Below are 22,140 nucleotides of genomic sequence, written 5' to 3'. Positions count from 1 at the left end.
CAACCGATTGCCCAACAGGAGTCGTAGGTTGCATTTTCCATCAGTGGCTGGCCGTATTAGGGTCAACGTACCGGATCATGGTACGCTTATAAAATCAGTGACGGAAAGGCTTCGGTCCGGCAACGGGTTTGCCGTCGCGACGATCAACCTCGATCATCTGGTCAAGCTGAAGGAAGACCGTGGTTTTGCCGACGCCTATCTTGCGCAGGATTTGGTTGTTGTAGATGGGAACCCATTGGTGTGGATGTCACACATCGCGAAACAACCCGTCGATTTGATGCCCGGTTCAGACCTTGTTGTCCCGTTGGCGCGATTGGCGGCGGACCTTGAAATGCCGATTGGTTTGATCGGCTCAACCGAGGACGCGCTTGGCAAAGCAGAACAAGCATTGCGAGACACCATTCCCGCGCTAAAGGTTGCATGTAAAATTGCCCCGCCGATGGGGTTTGATCCTGAAAGCCCTGCGGCCGAGGCGCTTATCCAAGACGCGGAAAAATCGGGGGCTCGCCTTTGCTTTCTGGCTTTGGGTGCGCCCAAACAAGAGCTTCTTGCCGCCCGAGGCCGCAGTATCGCGCCTTCTTTGGGATTTGTGTCCATTGGGGCCGGATTGGACTTTCTAGCAGGAAGCCAAACACGTGCGCCTGTCTGGATGCGTAACATGGCACTGGAATGGGTTTGGCGGCTTATCCAAAATCCGCGACGTCTGGGTCCTAGGTACGCACAGTGCCTTGCAATCCTTCCAACACTTACGACAGATGCCTTCAAGCAGCGAAACACGCCGAGTTAGAGCCTGTTTTGGCGTCAGATCTTGAGGACGCGCGGAGGCGGGGGGCGGCGCAGCAGCACCGCGTCTTTGATCTTGCGCTTGAGACCTCTGGGGGCTGGCACCTCTCGGTCCATTTCGAAAATTGCCCCGTTCAGAGAGGGGTCGTGCGCCAATGCCAAAGCCACCCCCCATTTGGCCGCAACAGAGGGATCCAGCCCGTCAGGTATCCCCATGTCGGTCGCCAGCATGCCCGGCATCCATGTGTTCACGATAATCTCGGGAAATCGATCATGCAGATCGGCGTGCAACGCAGCCCCGAACATACGTCCCGCACCTTTGGAAACGGAATAGGCCGCACTGGCAGGAAGCGGGGCCAAATCGGCAAAGCTTGACACGTTGATAATGCGGCCAAAGCCGGTTGTGCCCATGTCCTTTAGCACCTCAAGCGTGCAGGTCACCGTTCCACCGAGGTTGATCGCGACAACTTCCATGAAACTGGAACCGGTCTCGTCAAAGATGTCGTTGCGAGGGTACACTCCGGCATTGTTGATCAGCAGTGACACGGCACCATGATCCACCCTGATCTGGTCAAAAGCGACACTCACAGAGTGGGGATCGCTGACATCAACGACCATCGGGATAAAGCGGCCTTCGGGGATCTTTGATTGTGTTTCAAGCAATGCGTCGTTGCGCCGTCCGAACCCGACAACCTTGAACCCTGTGTGGGCCAATTCGATGGCCAGTGCCCGCCCCAATCCGGAGCCAGCCCCTGTCACCAAGGCCAATGTGTGTCTGGGATCAATCATGTCCAAGGTCCTTTTCCTTTAACAGCGCCCCATGGACATGGTCCGCGACGCGCAAGGCATTCGCTGCGATTGTCAGGCTCGGGTTTGTGCCAAATGACGTTGGCATAAAGCTGGAATCAGCCACATACAGGTTATCCAGATCATGGGCCTTGCAAGTTTCATCAAGCACGCTTTCGGCTGGATTAGAGCCAAATTTGAGTGTTCCGCAAGCATGTCCATAGTTCAATTCCGGCCCGCGATTGAGAAACACCATGCGCATGCCTCGCAGGGCGCGTTTGATCTCGGTGCGAAAGGTCTTGCGCCGCATCAGAAGCTCTGGCGAAATCGTGTATTCAAAGGCAAGCTGGTCCGGGTTTTCACGATCGGCAATCACGCGGTTTTCTTTGTAGGGCAGGTCTTCGAGAATGCCGACAAAAACCGCGGCACTTCCAAAAATCTTGGCTGCGATCAATGCTGGAATGCGCGTGAATTGCTTCAAAAGCCGGAATCTGCGCAAAAAGGACCGATCATAGGCCAGATTGAGGAAATGAACGATCTCGCCATATTTGGCCTCGATCCCCATCGCCTGAACCAGCCCCAGCCGTTGACCGTCTTTGTAATAAAGATCGCGCATGGCGATGGCTTTGGTCGGCCCTTCGGTGCGGGCGGATTTCGGGGGCCATAGGGCGAACATTTCGTTCATGTGGAACATGAGGTTTTTGCCGACCAGACCACTGGAGTTGGCGCAGCCATCGGGCCATTCTTCCGAGGCTGAATTCAACAGTATCCCTGGCGAGGACAGCGCACCTGCCGCGAGCACCACAATGCGGGATTTTAGAGTCTGAATCCCCTTATTAGTCTCTATTTCTACTTCACTCACACGCCCCGAATGCCCCTTGAGGCGGCGCACCGTGGCGTTGGTCAGAAGTGCGGCATGTCCGGTTTCAAGCGCGGGATCCACACCCGCCGTGCGACCATCCATTTTCGGGTGCTTCGGGCATCTTCCGCCGCTGGTACATATCGGGCAGGACGGATCTCGTCGAAAGGCCAGATGCCCTTGATATGGGTGAAGGCCATTTGCCTGCATCCCCGCGATCAACGCCGCCTCGTCCGTGCGCGGTGCGTTTGGCGTCAAAAGACGTTCCTGACCGTCACCAAGAGGATCTTGGGTGCCGTTCACCATGAACATGGCTTCGGCCTCTGCCAGCCACGGTTGCATCTGCGCAAATGACACCGGCCAACCGCCAGTTGGATGGGGCCGCTCTGTGCTGTCGTCCAGGTCATGCGGTTCCGGCCGTTCGAGTGCGCCCGCATAGAAGGTGGACGATCCTCCGACACCCGACCCGAGAGGCGCGAAGAATTCAAACGTCTCGTTGTTTACGGTCGCCCGCACGGGCGTGGGCCAATACCCCCGCACGTGACGTGCAACCGGATCGGCCATTTCATAGTTCAGATCATGTTGCGCCGCCGGGTGCCCCAGCGGACCACGCTCGACAAAAAGGACCGACCATCCCTTTTCGGCCAGACGACGGCCAAGAGGCCCCCCTCCCATACCGGTTCCGACGACAATCACATCCCAATCACGTGCGAAAACATCCTGACTCAAGGTTTGTCTCCCTTCTGGCCAAGATCAAAGGCTGGTGCAAACACGTGCCGCAATCGTTTTGCGGCGGCATTGGTCACATGGTTGTTGTCAAAATACTGACCTGTCCCATCATGGATCGCGTAACAGGTGGTTGCATCGCACATTTCGGGCCACGTCAGGATAGGTAGAACAAGACCGCGGTCTTTCAGGCGGGTCCAATGTTGCGTGACTTGCCTCTGGCGCGCCTCGACCTCTGTACGCGGTTCTGCGGCCGCGTCTGCGGCCTGTTCCGGTGTCAGGACCCCATAAGACAGGTCACGCGCGACACGGCGCGAGTCATAGCGAGTAAACTCTGGAACCTGCTGCACCACGAAAACCGCCACATCGCGTTTTTGCAGCGTTTCGACCGTTTGCTGTGCCAAGGCATCATAGTCTTGGTGCAGCTGAATGTGGTTATGGGCGTCAATGCCGAACCCCTGACCCGTCGCATAGTAGGTCCAGCGCCCGATGAGCACGACCGATTTCAAATCTTGCCAGCCTTCAATGGCGATTTCGATCCGGGCATTGGCCAGCCTGCAAGCTTCGTCCTGCGCCGAAGTTGCGGCGCTTTCGGTTTTGGACACGCCAAAGAAGGGGGGACACCCCGCGCGCCAGACGATAAGGGCCGGCACGCTCTTTTCCAGCGCCAACAGGGCCAGCCCGTCTTGATACGCCCGCAAATGGGAGTCGCCCCAAATCAAAAGCTCTGGCGGGCCTTCCGGACCAATGGCGCAGGTTTCAATGCCTTGCCAGGCGCCCGCCTGAGGGATGCTGCACCTGCTCCAATCCTGAATGAAATCCGCAGACGCATCGATGTGTAAACGCACATCATCAGAAAAGCGCGCAGGCATGCCTTCTGTCTTGTATAGCAACGCCCCGATACCCAATGCGGCGCATGACGCCACAGCGGTCGCCCCGACAAGAATGCGTGGTGTGATAGCAGCCGACAGGCGCACAGGCTGTTCAACGAAACGCCAGGACAATGCGGCAAGCCCAATCGAAAGAGCGATCCAGCCTGTCTTTTCCAACAGCGTTTCGATGGGGCCGAATGCATAAGTGGCAAACACGAAAACCGGCCAGTGCCATAGGTACAGAGAATAGGAGACGAGCCCGATCAAGACCGGCCCTTTTGATGACAGGGCACGATTCACGATATTCTCGTCTCGCCCTCCCATGATGAGAAGAACCGTTCCCAGAACAGGGAAGATCGCCTGCCATCCGGGGAACCCGAATTCCGGTCGGATCGCGATAACTGACCCGATGACAAGCACTAGACCAGACCATGACACCCATGGCCCCATGCGCTGCTTTTCTGCGCTGATCATGGCGAGAAGGACCCCCACCAACAATTCCCAGGCGCGGAAAGGAAACAGATAGAATGCTGCCGGTTGATGGCGTGTCGTCAAATAGATCGCGGACACAAGCGATGCAGCGGCGATGCCCCACAAGGCGGGCACCAAAACCTTGGGCCAGCGCGCCAGAAGCAACAAAAGGGCGGGAAACACCAGATAGAATTGCTCTTCGACCGAAAGGGACCACGTGTGCAACAGCACCTTTTCTTCGGCCGAACCGTCAAAATATCCAGCTTGGCGAAAGAACAAAACGTTGGACAGATACACCGTCGCCGCAATGACGCCTTTGCCAAGTTCGCGAAACTCGAAAGGCATGAGAACCACCCAGCCAACACCAAGCGCAACGGCCGTCATGACAAAGTAGGCGGGCGCCAGTCTTCGAATGCGACGCAGATAGAACCGCGACAGCGAGATCTGTCCGGTCTCTTGCAGTTCTCTCCAGAGGATGGACCCAATCAAAAAGCCGGAAATGACAAAGAAGATGTCAACGCCAACAAACCCGCCGCCAAAACCGGTCACCCCAAAGTGGTAAAAAACCACTGCAAGCACGGCAATGCTGCGCAGGCCGTCTATTTCGGGACGATGCGGCGTTGCGTTCGGGGGCTTTGACGATGAGGCCGTCACGTGGACTCCAAATTTCTGTTCAATCCGAGTTTATGATCCTATGGGCGGATTACACGCTCTTTTGGGCGAAATAGGTGCAAGAATATGATCTCTGTGCGTTACATATAGGTGCGCTTTTCGGTGACCACCATCGGCTCGATCGCCTTTGTATCCCCTCTCCAGCGGGCCATAAGCTCTGCATGTCCCAACAGCGCACCTGCCACAAGCCATGTCAAAGGGGTCAGCGTTGCATTGGGAAGCAAATCCACCAGATTGATCGCCAGTACCAATAAAAGAGCACCAACATAGGGCGAATGTTCAAGACGCCCCCATGTTTCATCCCGGTCTGATCTGTTGTTCTGTTTGTCGCGCTCGATCCGCCCCTGTTCGAGCCAAACCAAAAAGATCGGAAGGGCCAGCAAACCGAATTCGGCCAGAAACCCGACCCATCCGAACATCCCGATCACAATAATCCAACGGCCATCCGTGACAGATTCAATCTGGCCGGTGAAATAGTTGTGTTCCTGATTTCGACCCCATGTGCCCCACCCGAAAACGGGCTTTTGTTGCACACGCCGAAGCAGTTCTTCTTCGTTTGAAAACCGAAAGGCAAGCGACTGTGCACGCTCTGCACTTACCTTTGCGGCCTGTTCAAGCATGGCGCGTTCCGGGATAACGTCCGCGCCTTTCAAGATAGGATAGGCGAGCGCAAACAGCGCCAACAAGACGGCAATGTGGGCTTGCAGCCTTCGGGAAGCGAGCAAGACCAGAACGCCAACAAACCCGCCATACAGCAACGCGGCCAGCGTCTTGCACAGGATGAGGACCCCGAACAGATATACCCCGGCCAAAAGGTATCTTGTCCGCGTGCCCGGCGCGCCATTGCGAAACAACGCCATCGCAAACATGCAGGTCATCATCACAAAAAAGGCGACCCAGATGCCGTGCTCGAGAAAGACCATGGGGCGGAACCCGCTTCCACGGATACTCTGGGCAAAGAGGTGCTGGAAAAAACCATAGACCCATGTGTTCATCTGCGGGCTAAGCCGCACTTCGACCAGAACAGGCAGGGAAAATGCCAAACCGGCCACGACAAAAATACGCATGATGTCTTTTTGCGAGGCTGCGGTCGCCAACAATCCCCGCGCGGCCAGAAACCCCGCAATGGTCATAAACTGGGTCAGAATGATGCCCACCGCATCCAGCATCACAAGACCGCGGATACTTGATTGTGCAAAAATCAAAGGTTCAGGATTGGTGACAACCGTGATGATGGGTGAAAACAGAAACACCGCGATCAGCACCCTTGCGAAAAGTGACTTTGGCAAGAGATCGGCGTTCGGTTTTGCAGAGAGTATCCAAAAGACGAACACTGCCAGATTGGGCAATGTCGTTTTGTTCAAGGCGGGCATCAAAGGCGGATCAAAAGCCACCGGATACGGGGGCAGAATGAGATAGCACCCAACCAAAGACCAGATCAGCGCCTGACCCGCGGGCAGTTTTTTAAACAGAAACCAGATTGCTACAGGCGCCAGCCCGAGAACAAGATAGGCAAAAGTGTTGGGCATTCCGTCGCGCGATCCTTGTGTCCGTATCGCCAGTCAGCCCCACACTAACCTGTTCTTTCGGAGTTGTCAGCGCGGCGCGTCAGACACCGGTGCCATGAAGCACAACTTTGACCGTTCTGAAAATAAGCGTCAGATCCGTGCCCAGAGACAGGCTGCGGTCATACTTGGTGTCATAATATGCGCGCTCGGCAAAGCTTGTGACATTGCGCTCCGAGGTTTGCCAGAAACCGGTAATACCGGGGCGCACATTGAAGTATTCTTCGCCAGGATAGAGTTCGACCTGATCCACCATCATGGGCCGCGGTCCGACAACTGACATGTCGCCAATCAGAACGTTAAAGAACTGAGGCAGTTCGTCCATTGAGCTGCGGCGCAAGAAACGGCCAAAATTCGTAATGCGCGGGTCGTTTTTGAGCTTCTGGTGGTGATCCCATTCTTCCCGCGCGTCCTGATTGGACGCCAGATAATCATCCAGCAACTTGTCAGCGTTCGGAACCATGGTGCGCAGCTTCACCATTTTGAAAACAATGCCATCCAAGCCCACCCGAGATTGCAGGTAGAACGGGTTTTTGCGATCTTTCAGAAAGATGACGACAGCAAGCCCTGCGACAATTGTCAGGACAGGCAACGCAATCAAACAAACGAAAAGAATGTCGAAGAGACGCTTGAAGAAAACACGATAGACACCGCCCACTTCTGGAACGGCGGAATAGCTGTTTTCAACACCTTCTTCCGATAACATCGTCATTCGTGTTCACCCCTAATCTGGCACTAGGCCCCCACCCGGTTTCCAAATCGAGAAAGTCAAACAAACACGCACGTCCCCGTTTCTGGCGACGTCCAAATCCATTTCTCTTACTTTGACCGGCTGGGTCGAAAAAAGCTCTTCGGGGTATCCCCACCTTTCCGAATTGCTCTCTAACCTCGATCCGATAAAGGTAAGAAAACACAGATTTCAACATTTTGTCTAATATCTCTTAGGTTGCATTCACCATTAAGCAACTGATTTTAAATAAAACAATTCGAAAAATTGTGGCAAAATAAATTTTCGTTCGCCCTATTTTCGCCACTTTTCACAATGTGCTGTTATGGGGAATGGGACGATGAGAGGCGTGGACAAAAACTGTTTCCAAACAAGCAACTGTGACGAATCGTTTTTATCTTGCTGGCCAGAGAGGTCGAAAATGGACGTTTTCTTAAAATCCGGAGATTTCGCCTGTGTCGCCGCCAATATTGCCTTGTCGTCGGGGTTTTGTCAGGCGTTGGCAGAGCCGAAATACCAAACAATGAAGACTGCGGAAACAAGGAATATCGCGGCGATTGCGATCAACATGGCGAACTGCTTGCCAAAGCGCATTCTTCTGGCGCCGGTGGTTTCAATCACCGGTATCGACACGACAGGGATCAGGCCGGTTTTACGCACCAGCTGATCGCCGCTCCAGATAACCAGACTTCTGGATTCAAGCATAACAACCAGGCCCGTCGCGATTGCGGCGCTGACCACCATCCCAAGCGCGAGGTTGCGTTTACGTTTCGAGGCCAGTGGCCGCTCGGGGACCAGCGCCTTCTCCAACACCTGAAATTTGTCACCCTTCTGGCTCGCTTCGAGCATGTGGCCCATTTCCGCTTCGGCACGACCCGCAGAAATCGCAAGGTATTGGTCTGTGAGCTTTTGCAGCTGCAACTGCATGGTGTTCAGAGTTTGCTCGACTTCAGGCGCGCGCGAGATCGCGTTGGACAGTTCTTCGGCTTCTGCGTGATACAGCTCTTTCTGGTTTTCCAGACGTCGCACACGGTTAGCCTGAATAGAGGTCGCCGAGGTCTGGGCACCGCTGCGCAGGCCGATAATTTCGCTGTCGATCTCAAGTTCGATGCTGCGCACATCGGCCAGACGTTGTCTCTGTTCTTCCAGCGCGCCCGGAAGTGAGGCCGAGTTCTGGCGCTTATAGTCGGCGATTTGCTCTTCGAGCATCACAATGCCTTCGCCAACCCGTCGCTCTTCGCCATCGTAGAACGCCAAGGATTCCTCGGCTCTTTCACGGCGGCGCTGTTCGGTTTGGGCCAGCACATTGTTAACCAGTTCGTTGGCAATGTCCGCCGCAAGTTCCGGATCGTTCCATGTAACAATCACGTTCAGCGCGGTGGGGCTCAGATCTTGTCGCCATTGCATGCTGGGATCAGCGATCTGCACGACTTGAGCCGCAAGCCGCAGTTGAAAGACCTTTTCAGACATCGACATTCCCTGCGCATCTGAAAACAGGTCATATTCATCGATGATTGATATCAGATTGTCACGCGCCATCACGCGCTGTTCAATGATCTGCAACGTTTGCAGCGCCGCCGCATTTCCGACCGAACTGCCCGTGTCTTTTACAGAGGCTTGCTCGATCTGGATCACCGCCGAAGATTCATACATCTTGGGTTTGGCCATCACATAGGCCAATGCTGCCAGAGTTCCCAAAGCAACAATCGCGGACCATGTTACGGCCCATCTTCTGAGAATGTTCAGGATTTCAACAAAAGACTGGTTCACTGCTGGATCGCTTTCCAAGATTCATGTGTCTGCGATGCCCTTCCTTCTTGGCGAAGGTATGGCGGTTCCATGGAGATGGCTTGGGTTTTCGCTTTTTGCGACGGTATGGCCATAAAGGCAATCATATGTTGTCCGGCAAAAGTAAACTCTCCGTTCAGGGTTTGTCCGGTTTCAAACAAAGGGACCGGTTGCAGAAAGGTGGCCACAAAGCTGTTTGCCTTCAGGGAAATCTCTATCGCGTCAAACCCGAACAATGTCTGGCTCAGAGGATACTGGCACTTGTAGGTGCATTCCTTGGCACAAAAAATCATGCGCGCAAGGCGCAAACGTTGGTCTTTTGGCTGTTGCGCAAGCCAGTTCTGTTCCTCGGTCGTGCAGACTTCGCACACCAAATCGGGATCAAGTGGCGCATCCGGTTCAATGTCTATCCCCAGCGCACGCCATTGATTGTCTGCGCTCACCACCGCAACGCAGGTTTTGTCGTGATGGGAAATGCTACCGATGACGCCATCGGGCCAAACGGGTGCGCGATCCGCCCCTGCAAGGATCGGCTTGGGCGATAACCCGAGTTGCTTCATTGCGATGCGCGCCGCTGCGCGACCTGCGGAAAACTCTTGCTGTCTTGAGGGCACAGCATTCTTGATAAAGGCCATTTCTTGCAGGAACAGAGCCTCATTTCGGGGCGAAACCCGTGTCACGCCCACCCCGATGTCTTGCGGCAATCCGGCACTCAATGCCGCTTTGATATCTCCTGACATCAGGCCCTCATTCTGCGTCTACTGCGCATGGCACGACGTTTGGACATGGCATCGGACCGCGCCGACGCCTTCTCGGCAGGAGGCGTGTCACTGATGGGCGCGGCAGCCGCCGCTGAGGCGCCTCCGGAGAGTTCATCCACTTTGCGCGCTAAATCGGACAAAACAGGAAAACGGAAGATGTCCGTGATGCCTAGTTTGGGCACCTCAAGCTCTGTCCGGATTTCGCGGTGCGCCTGAACCGCCAAGAGAGAGTGCCCCCCGAGATCAAAGAAGTTGTCGCCGGAAGCGATGTTTTGAACACCCAGAACGCGCGACCAGATTTCCGCAATTTTGGCGCCTGTGCCGCTTGCGGGTTCCGCAGCCTGTGTCACGCGCGCCGCGCGGTTTGTGTCTTTGGCCGAAGGCGCAGGCAGTGCTTTGCGATCCACCTTTTTGTTCGGCGTCAACGGGAAGGTATCGATCTCTACAAAATGCGAAGGCACCATGAATTCTGGCAATGCCTGTTGCAGAATTGACCGCAATTGCTCTGCGCCTGATGCGCCTTGTCCTTTCAGATAGGCCACAAGACGCGTGTCACCGGGGGTGTCTTCTCGGGCCATAACAACGGCCTGATCAATGCCAGCTTGCGCTTCCAGAAGGGCTTCGATTTCGCCCAGCTCAATCCGGTAGCCCCGCAGTTTCACCTGATGGTCCGCACGTCCGAGGAATTCGAGTGTTCCGTCAGACCGCCACCGAACCAGATCACCTGTGCGATAAAGGCGCCCTTGGGTTCCTGCGATGCTGTCTTCTACAAACCTGTCCGCTGTCAAATCCTCGCGGTGCCAATACCCCGGAGTGACGCCTGCTCCGCCGATATACATTTCACCTGCAACACCCACGGGCACAGGGGAACGGGCCTCGTCCAAGATATAAATCTGCGTGTTGGCAATGGGTTTTCCGATACTGACCAGACCATCGGTGATTTGTGCCTCTGCGGTGGTCGACCAGATGGTTGTCTCGGTTGGCCCGTACATGTTCAGGATTTCCGCTCGTGTCAAAGTCTTCAACTCGGAAACCAGCGCGCCGGGCAAGGCTTCTCCGCCAACCATGAGATGCTCCAGCTGGCCCAAGGCGAAGCGTGCTTCGTCGTTCATTGTCAGCATCCGCGCCATGCTTGGCGTGCACTGCATGTGGGTCACCTTGTGGCGCAATATCTGGGCGGCGATCGAGAAATCGTCTTCGGCCAAGGCACCAGACGTATTGGCGCGCTTCAGAACCTCTGCGACAAGTTCCAGACTTTGCATGACCGTCGGGGTTTCGATGCCATAGTCGATCAGGCAGGCGACTTCGCCGACGCCTATCTTTTTCAGGGCTTCAACACGGTCCAACGCATCCTGCACAGTGCCGAACAAACCGGAATCTTCAAAATACCGCAGGAACGCAAAGTCCAGAATGCTTTCGAGTTCATCATCCGACAACACCCCAAGGTCCAGTTCAAAGGGGTTCTTGACGCCTTCGGGTTTCTTGAACGCCGGAAATGCCCAAGCATATTGTTTGATAAGACCCGCCGCGCTGCGCAGGTAGTCTTTCATCGGTTCCCGCGCGATCTCTCGGGCTGTTTCGCGGTCCTCTGCCAAAAAGGTGTGCAACATCAGCGTGACCTTGAAATCATCAGTGTCGTATCCCGCCTCGCGCAGTTCCGCATGATAGAGGCCAATCTTTTCAGCCACCTCATTGATGCTTTGCCCCAACAAGTGCGTCAGGATATGCGCACCCGCACGGCCGGCCTGTTTCCAGGTTTCGGGATTACCCGCAGTCGTCACCCACAGTTCAATCTCTTTCGAGACCGGACGCGGCTGCGTCATAACCGGATGCATGGTGCCGTCTTTGCGTGGAAACTCGACAGGTTCACCGCGCCACAACCGACGCAGTTCATCCATCTGTTCGAACATGGCATCGCGGTTTCTGGGCGGCGTATTTTCAGGACGCAAAACAAAATCATCCGGCTGCCAGCCAGAGGCAATCGCCAAACCAGCCCGTCCGGCGGTCAGATTGTCAATCACGGCCCATTCTTCGGCAAGCCGCGCGGTGTGGTGAAGGGGCGCAACACAGCTGCCAGCGCGCACACCAATGTTTTTCGTAACGGCAGCAACCGCAGCCCCCGTCACAGAGGGGTTCGGATAAGGTCCACCAAAGGCATGGAAATGCCGTTCGGGCGTCCAGACCGCGCAAAACCCGTTCTGGTCGGCAAATTTCGCCCCTTCCAACAGAAGTTCGTATTTCTTCGGACCTGGCGCATCATCGTTGCCCCAGTAATAGACCGAAAACTCCATGCCTTTTTCGCTGGTTGGAACATGTCCGTTGGAAATCTGTGTGCGGCTTTCATCCCCACTCAGCACCAGTTTGAAGCCACGCGCGAGGCTGTAGAACAGTTCGAGCACCGAGATATCAAAAGACAGGCTTGTGACTGCAAGCCATGCACCTGCCGGATCATGCGCCACCCGTTCGTCCATACCCAGAAAGAAGTTCGAGACGTTTTGATGCGACACCATCACGCCCTTGGGCAGCCCCGTCGAACCAGATGTGTAAATCACATAGGCCAGATCCGCACCCGAGGTGTCCGCAGCCAGATTGGTCGCATCCGCAGCAGAAATACGCGGATCGCTATCCACCAAGAGTTGCGCCGCTTTGCTCTCGGGCAATGTGTGGGCCAGATCATTTTGCGTGACGATAACATCGGCCTCGCTGTCGCGGATAAAGTGGGCGATCCGATCCGCAGGATATGCCGGATCCATCGGCACATATGCCGCGCCAGCCTTGAGAATGGCCAATGCAGACACAACAAGCTCGACTGAACGGCGGCAATACAGGCCAACAAGGGACCCTGTTGTGACGTGCATCGCTTGCAGAACACGTGCCGTCTGGTTGGCGCGTAGGTTCAATTCCCGGTATGTTAGAGACTGATTTTCAAACACCAGTGCAATTGCGTCGGGGGTCAGCTCGCACTGTTTTTCAAACTGTTTGTGCATGCTGAAACCGGCATCAAAATCCGCCTCGGTGGCGTTCCACAGATGCAGGGTTTCGTCCTGTTCTCCTTGCGGCATCGCATTGAGAGTCGTGACGTCGTCTGTGGGCGACGCCGCGCTCCATTGCGCGGCCAAAAAGACCAGACGTTCGAGAAGCCGCTCTGCATGAGACGACGGCACACGGGATGCATCGAAGCTAAAGCTGGCTTTACCAGCGCCCGCAAAGCCTATCGTCACCGCCGCGCCATCAACGTGCGAGACATCATCTTCGAAGGTCAACGCAATGTCGGGGGTCGACAGGGGTTGAATGCCGGGATCTCGCAACACCAGATCACAGGCAAAGGTGCCTTTATCCGAAATTTTATCTAAGGCGTTGCGGGCATGAGCCTTCACATCGTGAAGGGAATGCGCGGTCTCTTTGGGAAGACGCAAGGGGACCCAATGGTTCAAATACCCTTTTGCCCGCGGAGCCTCGTTTCGAAACGCAATGTCAAAAGGCGCAGGGACGCCACTGCGGTCCGCCCAAAGACAGACGAGGGCAACCATATCCTCAGGGGCCAGATCATCGGGCAGCGTCATTGATAGACGGCGTATTTCCGCAAGATCGCTGGCATCAGAAATCAGGGGAAGACGGGCACCATGAAACGCGGGCAGAACGTTTCGCCAAAAGGATTCCCCCTTCAGAACCGTCTCCATCGTGTTGGTCAATTCGACAGCTGCATCGCGCTCTAGCGACGGGAGAGTATTGCCAACAGAGACCAGACGCAGCGGCGCAACAGGATGCCCAGCGCTGTCTGTGATGCCACCAAGGATAATGGCGCCGCGCCCGCAAGACAGCGTAAGCGTCTCTGTATCAGCAGAAAGCACCGTTCCAGGAAGACCATGTCCCACCTCGGGGCCTGCCAATTCAGCCGTTGAAACGCAAAGAACCTGACCTGCGGCGACGATCTTGGGGCAGGACAATGGATTCCAGTAATCCCCGTGATCAAGTGCCTTGACCAGCGCCACCAGTTCTTGGGCATCCAGTCGGAAATCAAGACGCGCTGCGGCCGCAGGACGGGCAGACTTGCCAAAATAGCTTCGGTTCTGAAAATCCTGAGGTTTTGACGGCGGTACATCTTGGGACAGGCCGTCCAAAAGATCGGGAAAGCTGTCGATCGCGGCTTCGTAACACTTGGTGTTCAGGGTGAGCGCCGTGTCCGAAGGCGAAATATCAAACATGCGCTGAACAAGAATATCGCCCCTGTCGGCCCCTTTTGCCATCATATGCCATGTGATGCCATGCTTGGGCTCTTGGTACATCCGCGCCCAAACAGGTGCATTCAGACCTGCATATGACGGCAGTGGACCGTCGTGAAAGTTCACCGCGCCCCGTTGGGGCAGATCGAGAACCCCCTGCGCCAGCATATCAAGGTTGGCAATGCTCAGCAGCCAGTCAAAGTCCAGTCCTGCCAATGCAGCGCCAAGGTCATCATCCGAAGAGATGACCGTCACGCCGGCATCCCTTGCCCATTTTGCATTCTCTCGCGAACGCGTCACAACCGCCTGAATCCTGTGGCCGGATTGCCGCCAGATTTCCGCGCATTGCACAAGCAGAGATTCATTCCCGATAAGAACGGCAGTCATTTCAATTTGGGTTGTCATAAGACACCTCCCTCTTGCGGTGACATGGGCATCGGAGCATATGATGGTGCGCTGCGCTCGAAAGGCGCGCGCCATTGCACATCATGCGTCACTAGGTCCCTGAGAAAATGCTCAGGATCACGTTTTGGCTTGCCCGTCAGAATACGCCAAATGCGCCACAATCCCGCGCCCGCCACATGTGCGATTGTGGCCATCGCAGCATAGGTTTTTCCATGGTTCATGGTGAAATAGTAGCGCCGCGAGTCAAACCAATAGGTTGGCATGCGCTCCCATGTTTTCATGCCGGTTGACACGGACCCGATGTGGGTGACCGCGCTGTCCCTGACATACAGGGTTTTCCAGCCCGCGCGTTGTGCGCGAAGGCAGAGATCCGTTTCCTCGAAATAAAGAAAGAACGTTTCATCAAACAGGCCAATCGCCTCGAGAACATCTGGCCGGATCATCATGCTTGCCCCGGCAAGCCAATCGACTTCGCACGTGGTTTCCGGAAGCGGCAAAGGCACGATTGACCGTTTCAGTACACGGCTGATGGGTCCAATACGCGCGGCACCTTCGAATTCACCGGCAATGGTCGGGAACCGAAAGGCCGTAATATGCGGCGCATCGTCAGGCCCGTGGATATAGCTGCCTGCAATCCCGACATCGGGGTGATTTCGCAGGGTGTCCACCAGACGGCCAATTGATCGACTGTCCGGAAATGCATCGGAATTCAGGATGTAGACAAACTCGGGGTCACACAGAGATAGCCCCGTGCGAATTCCAAAGTTGTTACCAGCCCCAAAACCACCGTTATTGCCGGACTGAACAACCGTCACGTGGTCTTGCCAGCCCCGATCAATCGCCGCTTGGCACAGTGCCTCGAACGAGCCGTCTTGAGAGTCGTTGTCGACCAGAACCAGATGCCCGTCCAAGCCTTCCATTTCCTTCAAAGCCGCATCAACCGCGTCCGCCGTCATATCCGGCGTTCGATAGTTCAAAACGACTGCAAGAAGTGTGACGGTCCGGGTCATTCTGCGGCCTCTTGTCGTGCGGCAAGAGTGATGTCGCGCTCTGCGGTTTCGATGGCCCGTTTCATGCGGGCGGCCAGAACGCGCACGTTTGGCTCCAACACCATTGAATCGTGATCTCCCGGAACCTCGACCACCTCGATCCCCGGCACAAACTGTCCCCAATCGTTGTCATGGAAGACATATGCGCGTTGGTGATCGACCATACGCCCGTCACCCATATCCCATTTTCCGGCCAATGGCGGGCGGAACAAAGACATCCGGCCGGTCCAGGGACGCATCGGATAAGATTCCACTGCCCTCAGAAATGCGGCTTCGATTTCTTCATTGTGGAACTGTGTGTCTGCAGTTTGCGTATCTTCGCCGACGTCGGGCGCGCGTCGTTTTTCCATCTCCCAGCGAATGCGGTTCTGCAACCATTTGGCGGGGTAGGCCAAACCACCCGACCGCAACTCTTGCATTTGAATGCGCATCCGGTCTTCGAAACTCAAGGCACGGCGCACAGGCAAGGGCGTATCCAGCAGCGCGATCAAAGCAACCTCTTCGCCAGCCGCTTCGAGCTGATGGGCGATCTCGAAAGCAGTGATACCCCCACCCGAGAAACCGCCGAGCAGATAGGGGCCCTTGGGCTGAACCTGTCGCATTTCGGCGATGTAGTCGCGCGCGGCTTCGATCAGGTCCTCGTGCGGGTCGGCGTCACCATACAACCCTCGTGCCTGCAACCCATAGAAGGGCCGATCCGCACCGAGAAGATGTGCCAGATGGCGCAGGTTCAGAACGTTGCCGAACATCCCCGCAACAAGGAAAAACGGTGTACGAGAGCCACCTTCGCCCGAATGCATCGGCACAAGATGGGTAAATCGCCGTTCGGTCTCTTCGGGACGCGCCACATCTGTCGAAGTCTGCCCGTCTTCTTGGGGGCCAACACGTTCGGCGATCAATTCTGCGCATTTGGCAATGGTGGGGGCTTCGAACAAAATCGAAATTGGAAACTCGATGCAATAAGCCTTTTTCACCATCGCAAAGAGGCGCACCGCAATCAGGGAATGCCCGCCAAGATCAAAGAAGCTGTCTTGCGTGCCGACCTCGGACACCCCGAGCAACTCTTGCCAGAAACCGGCCAGCGTGCGCTCGATATCATTGGAAGGCGCAACAAAATCGGTTTCCAGCTCCGGCCGTTCAAACCCGTCATGCACAACAGACGATTCATCTGCCCCCTGCGCGGCTTGTGCAATAAGCGCCTCAAGATCAAGGGACGACATGATCACCTGAGACCGTCCTGATCCCAGCGCCGCTTCGAACAGATCGGCCCCATCTTGCGAGGGAATCCCTTGGGACAGGTTATGCGCCAATCGTTCTTCGGCAGCAGACATGGGCCGGTCGGACGATCCCGCTTCGAATTCAACCTCGTTGCGACGCAAGGCCGGCGCGGCAGCAAAGCCTGCTGATGTTTCAACCTTTTTGATGGTCAGACCGTGCACTTCGACACACACGTTGCCGGATATATCCATCAGTGTGACATCAAACGACGCAATGCCGGTTTCGGCACTTCCATTAACAAGGTGAACGTGGCTCACAAGGTCCTGAGGCAACGTTTCCCAGGCTTTGAGCTGACCATAGGAAACCGGCACCCACAGATGCGCCGCACCATAACCCGGGATCAGGCTCATCGCCCATCCGGTGGCCAAATCCAGAAGGCCGGGGTGCAAGGCAAAACCGCCTTCCCCCAAGTCCGATGCAAAAGCATCATCCAGATGAAGACGGGCGAACCCGGCAGTGCCAGAGGTCGTGGTTTTTTGGAGAACCTTCCAGCGTGGGCCGAAATTCAAATGCGCCTCTTGAGGTGAAACCAGAGCGGGGCCCGTTTCCAATCCTTGCAAATCCACAGGAACCGTTTCGGTGGCCGGTTTGTTTGGCGACAAAGGCAAAAGGCGGGCTTCTGCGTGAAGCTGATATGCCTTTTGCCCCTCAAACAGACATTCGGTGTGAAATTCGACTTTATAGCCTTCGTCGGTGCGCATCATCCGGACGCGCAACTCTTCTGTGGCGTTGTCCGCAACCGGAAGCGCACGCAAGAAGGTCAAATCACGAATTTCAAATGGACCTGTCTCTCCTTGGGCGGTCCATGCTTCTGAAAGAACTTCGAGATAACCCGTGCCTGGAAAGACCGCTTCGCCCTCTTTGGTGCGATGTTCGGACAGCACCCAATGGGTTTCGGGACTGAGCGTGGTAAAAAACACCCGATGTCCGTCGGCATCAAATCCTGATGTATCAAGAAGTGCAGCATTTGTTTGCTGGCGTTCCGAGGGTGCTTGGACGCCTGAAATCGCCGCAACAGCATCCGCCGCCATGCCTACATCCGACCAGATGCCCCAGTTGATTGCCACAACACGGGTTTTGTCTCCCTGGCGCGACTGGGCATAGGCATTCAGATAGGCGTTGGCCGCAACATAATCGATTTGGCCCGCCGGTGCGGTTGCCGTGCTTGACGACGAAAAGAGAACCAACCAGTCGAGAGACCCGTCCGGAAAGATGGTTTCCAAAACTTGTGTACCGTGCAGTTTCGGAGCCAGCACATCATCCACATTGGCAGATGTTTTGGTCATAAAGGGCGCATCATCAATCACGCCAGCGGCGTGAACGACCCCATCGATCTTGCCAAATGCCTGTTCCGCTTCTGACAACACGCGCTGCATGTCATCAATGTTACAAACGTCACCCGCAACACTCAGGACCTTACCGCCAAGGCTCTCTAGCCGTTCGACAGCCCGAATTTTGCGCGCCGTGCGATCTGCGGGGCCATGACCCGCAAGGTATCCGGCCCAATCTTCGCGCTCAGGCAAGGCCTCTCGTCCCAAAAGGACAACATTTGCGCCATTGGTGCGCACCATCCGTTCCGCCACAGTAAGGCCAATACCGCCAAACCCGCCTGTAATCAGATAGGTCGCACCTTTCTTCAAAACCGCTTCTTCAGAAGAAAGAGGCTGTTGGCGATATCCGCGTTCGAACCGTTTGCCCGACCGATACGCCACAATTGCGTTGCGCGGCGGTGCTAGCAGGTCTTCCAGCACGGTATCCGCATTGGTTTCTGAGGGATCGAGATCGATCAGGCCACAGGTCAAACCCGGCATTTCGCGCGGGATCACTTGTACCGCCCCAAGAACCGTCGCCTTTTCGGGATAGGGCAAAGGTTCGTCCCGAACCTGTAGGGCGCCAGAGCTGATCACGGTTGAATGGATGGGCATCGGTAGATTTTCATCCGCCATTGCCTGCGCAAGGAAAAACAGGCTGAACAGCCCTTGTTCCTGATTGCGGTGGAAAAAACTGCTTCCCGGGCGATAGGTTTCGGCGCGTGTGCACAGCCACATATGCACAACACGGTCTGGCGCAACACCGGCCGTCATCAAATCCCTGACAAGCGCATCATACCCGTCGCGACCGCGCTCTGGCGCAAGGACATAGCGGTTGTCGTCAATTTTGCCAAACTTGTCACCGGACGCCACGGATATTACATCATGACCGGCATTTTGTAGCTTTTCAGCTATGTTAGAGCCTATTCCAGACTCATCTTCAAAGATCAGCCAGCTGTGTTTATCTGCCAGATGCAGCTCTGATGTGACATCGAGATCGCAGGCGGCATATTGCGGTGTCCAAGATGGAACATAGCTCCATTTGGCGCGATCCTCTTCTCGCATCAGGTCGGCTTCGGGGGGCGTCATCACGGATGACCCCGGCTCGATAAAATACGAGGACCGTTGAAAGGCATATGTCGGCAAAACAACGCGCTGTCGTGGCACATCACCCCAAATCTGACCCCAGTCAACGTCCACGCCACAGGCCCAAAGTTGCCCCAGAACCTGTAGGAAGAAAAGATCGTCGGCCAGCTCTTCGTCCGGATGTCGCAAGCTGGAGAGGATTTTGTCGTTAGGCACCTGCCCGTTCATACGTGTCAGCGAACTCAGCGCCTTGCCCGGACCAACCTCGAGATAAATGCGGTTCTTCTCTTGCGACAAAGTCGAGATGTCATCGCTGAACATCACGGTGTTGCGCAGATGGGCCACCCAGTAATCGGGGCTCATCGCGTCTTCATCCTTTAGGATCGCACCGGTCAGATTCGAAACGATAGGTAGGTTCGGCGCATTGAGAGTGATAGAGGCGAGATAGCTTCGAAAGCGGTCTAAAATAGGCTCTAACATTGCGGAATGTGCCGCAATATCGATGTTGATACGCTGTGTTTCAATCTCCTCCAACGCCAGCTTTGACGCCAAATCCTGCAATGCCTGATCAGGTCCGGAAATGACAGTCAGCGCAGGGGCATTCACCGATGCAATATCATGCCGGTCATCAAGGTATGTCTGAACCTCTGCCAGCGGCAGGGGCACGCTGAGCATTCCGCCGGGTGCCACAGTGTCGAACAGTTGTCCACGCAGCAGAACCAGCCCGAGACAGTCTTCAAATGACATCACCCCAGCCAGCGCCGCCGCGGTGTTTTCGCCCATCGAATGGCCCACGAGAACAGCGGGCGCCACGCCCCAACTGATCCACAACTGTGCCAGCGCATATTCGACCATCATGATCAAAGGCAATTGCGCAGAAGGACGTGCCAAAACCGTCGCAGCACGCACAGCTTCCTCGCCTTCGGCAAGCCAGAGCGCTCGCAAATCTTCGTCTGAATGGGTCTCTAAATACTCAAAACCACGATCCATCCACTCCATAAACGTGGGTTCGGTTTCATAGAGATCACGTGCCATACCGACATATTGCGCCCCACCGCCGGGGAACATGAAAACCAACTCTGGTTTGTCGATGTCTGCCGTGTGGTTGAAGACGCGGCGCGGATTGTTTGTTTCAAGCAGCTCTGCGGCTTCTTCGTGGGTTTCGGCCACGATCACCCGGCGTTTTTCAAATGCGCGGCGCCCTTCTTTCAGGGTAAAGGCCACATCTGCCAATGGCTGGTCAGGGTTTTCGCGAAGATGTGCGGCAAGCCTTGCTGCGTTAGCATCAAGCGCTTTGTTGGTGCGTCCGGAAATGACCAATGGGAAAAAGGGCCAATCGGCCTCTTGTGAAGGTGGGCGCTCGGGGGCCTCTTCCAACACGACATGCGCATTTGTGCCGCCAACGCCCAGCGAATTGACACCAGCGCGGCGTGGCCCCTTGTGCGACACCCAATCGGTAAGCGTATCGTTCACCTTGAAGGGACTGGTTTCGAAATCAATGGCCGGATTTGGCTTTTCATATCCCAAGGTTGGCGCCATCTGTTTGTGGTGCAGTGACAACGCTGTCTTGATAAGGCTTGCAGCACCCGCAGCCGTATCGAGATGGCCAATATTGGTTTTCACAGATCCAATGCGGCAAAATCCTGCATCATCCGTTGTTTCACGAAACGCTTCGGTCAGGGCCGCAACTTCGATCGGGTCACCCAGATATGTACCGGTTCCGTGGCATTCGACATAATCGATCGTTTCCGCCGAAATACCCGCCAAAGCATGGGCATTCGCAATCGCTTCGGCCTGCCCGTCCACGCTGGGTGCGAGGTATCCAGCCTTGGCAGAGCCGTCATTGTTGACATTGGACCCTTTCACAACGGCCCAGATGTGGTCTCCATCCGCGATGGCATCGGAGAGGCGGCGCAACACAACGGCCCCCGCGCCGCTGCCAAAAACCGTTCCCTGCGCCCTGTGATCAAAGGCGTGACAATGCCCGTCCGGTGACAGGATTTCACCTTCTTCAAAAATGTATCCGCGTGCATGGGGCAGCTCGATGGTCACACCACCGGCAACCGCCATATCGCATTCGCCATTCAGCAAAGATTGCGCTGCATAATGCACGGCCACCAAAGATGTCGAGCATGCGGTCTGAAGACCCAAGGACGGACCCGTCAGGTTAAGAATATGGGACAGGCGAGTGCTGAGAAAATCTTTGTCATTGCCCGTATGACGCAACAGGAACATGCCGGTGTTTTGGACCAGCTCGGGGTTTGAGCAGATGTTGAAATAGAAATAGCTGCCCATGCCACACCCAGCAAAAACGCCGATTGGGCCATTAAAGGTTTCTGGTGGATGCGCTGCGTTTTCCAGAGCTTGCCAGCTGACTTCGAGGAATTGACGGTGCTGCGGGTCCATGATGGCCGCTTCCTTTGGGCTTAACCCAAAGAAGTCGGCATCAAACTTTTCGAAATCCTCAAGAATTGCGGCTGAAGGAACATAGTTTTTGTGCCGCATCCGTGACGGGGACTCGCCCGCCTCTTCCAGTTCGCTTTGGCTCAGGCTTTTGATCGACTCGATGCCGTCGCGCAGATTTGCCCAATAGGCATCAATCCCGTCCGCACCCGGCAAATGGGCCGCCATGCCGACAATGGCGATGTCGTCTTCTGTCGAAACCGGATCAAGCTCAACCATAGAATGCCTCAACGCAATTATGCCGGCTCCGTTCAGAACCCGCAGGGAGAAATCTCTTCATTCAACAGTATATGGTAAAACGTTACTCAGAATGAAG

Annotated in this window: 10 protein-coding genes and 2 pseudogenes; 1 reads left to right on the top strand and 11 read right to left on the bottom strand. The window is 55.6% G+C overall.

Translation table 11 applies throughout. From position 1 onward, the window contains the following. The first annotated feature begins 28 nt into the window (after positions 1-28). On the top strand, positions 29-787 hold the full coding sequence (locus tag PH7735_RS18125) for a WecB/TagA/CpsF family glycosyltransferase (RefSeq protein WP_058312851.1): 759 nt from the start codon (positions 29-31) through the stop codon (positions 785-787). 14 nt (positions 788-801) lie between these two features. Here PH7735_RS18125 and PH7735_RS18120 read toward each other — a convergent pair whose 3' ends face one another. The 11 genes and pseudogenes from PH7735_RS18120 to PH7735_RS18075 form a co-directional block, all read right to left on the bottom strand. Beyond that, entirely contained in the window at positions 802-1,572 is a 771-nt protein-coding gene (locus PH7735_RS18120; protein ID WP_058312850.1) for an SDR family NAD(P)-dependent oxidoreductase, read from the bottom strand. Continuing rightward, positions 1,565-3,157: a GMC oxidoreductase gene (locus tag PH7735_RS18115; protein WP_082645312.1), complete on the bottom strand. Its 1,593-nt coding sequence runs from the start codon at positions 3,155-3,157 to the stop codon at positions 1,565-1,567. The genes PH7735_RS18120 and PH7735_RS18115 overlap by 8 nt, the downstream gene beginning before the upstream one ends. Further along, positions 3,154-5,151 (bottom strand): acyltransferase family protein, encoded by a 1,998-nt coding sequence (locus PH7735_RS18110; protein ID WP_058312849.1) that lies wholly within the window; start codon positions 5,149-5,151, stop codon positions 3,154-3,156. The genes PH7735_RS18115 and PH7735_RS18110 overlap by 4 nt, the downstream gene beginning before the upstream one ends. A gap of 98 nt (positions 5,152-5,249) precedes the next feature. After that, positions 5,250-6,698, bottom strand: coding sequence for a hypothetical protein (locus PH7735_RS18105; RefSeq protein ID WP_058312848.1), 1,449 nt, complete (start codon positions 6,696-6,698; stop codon positions 5,250-5,252). A gap of 79 nt (positions 6,699-6,777) precedes the next feature. Beyond that, positions 6,778-7,446: a sugar transferase gene (locus PH7735_RS18100; RefSeq protein WP_058312847.1), complete on the bottom strand. Its 669-nt coding sequence runs from the start codon at positions 7,444-7,446 to the stop codon at positions 6,778-6,780. A 507-nt stretch (positions 7,447-7,953) separates the two neighbouring features. Beyond that, positions 7,954-9,231, bottom strand: coding sequence for a Wzz/FepE/Etk N-terminal domain-containing protein (locus tag PH7735_RS18095; protein WP_058312846.1), 1,278 nt, complete (start codon positions 9,229-9,231; stop codon positions 7,954-7,956). Beyond that, a complete protein-coding gene (locus PH7735_RS18090; RefSeq protein WP_058312845.1) occupies positions 9,228-9,989 on the bottom strand; it encodes a 4'-phosphopantetheinyl transferase family protein in 762 nt (253 codons plus the stop codon). Before PH7735_RS18090 ends, PH7735_RS18095 begins: the two co-directional genes overlap by 4 nt. Then, positions 9,989-13,186 (bottom strand): annotated as a pseudogene (locus tag PH7735_RS18085) (MupA/Atu3671 family FMN-dependent luciferase-like monooxygenase); the annotation flags it as partial. The gene PH7735_RS18090 and the pseudogene PH7735_RS18085, both read right to left, overlap by 1 nt. A 963-nt stretch (positions 13,187-14,149) precedes the next feature. Continuing rightward, positions 14,150-14,620: pseudogene (locus PH7735_RS21255) on the bottom strand (formyltransferase family protein); the annotation flags it as partial. A 14-nt stretch (positions 14,621-14,634) separates the two neighbouring features. Then, on the bottom strand, positions 14,635-15,648 hold the full coding sequence (locus PH7735_RS18080) for a glycosyltransferase (protein WP_058312843.1): 1,014 nt from the start codon (positions 15,646-15,648) through the stop codon (positions 14,635-14,637). Continuing rightward, complete coding sequence (locus tag PH7735_RS18075; RefSeq protein ID WP_058312842.1) at positions 15,645-22,043, bottom strand: type I polyketide synthase; 6,399 nt, start codon at positions 22,041-22,043, stop codon at positions 15,645-15,647. Before PH7735_RS18075 ends, PH7735_RS18080 begins: the two co-directional genes overlap by 4 nt. Between the last annotated feature and the right edge of the window lie 97 nt (positions 22,044-22,140).

This window comes from Shimia thalassica (assembly GCF_001458215.1).
GTDB classification, from domain to species: Bacteria; Pseudomonadota; Alphaproteobacteria; order Rhodobacterales; family Rhodobacteraceae; genus Shimia; species Shimia thalassica.
This window is presented reverse-complemented; position numbering and strand designations above follow the sequence as displayed.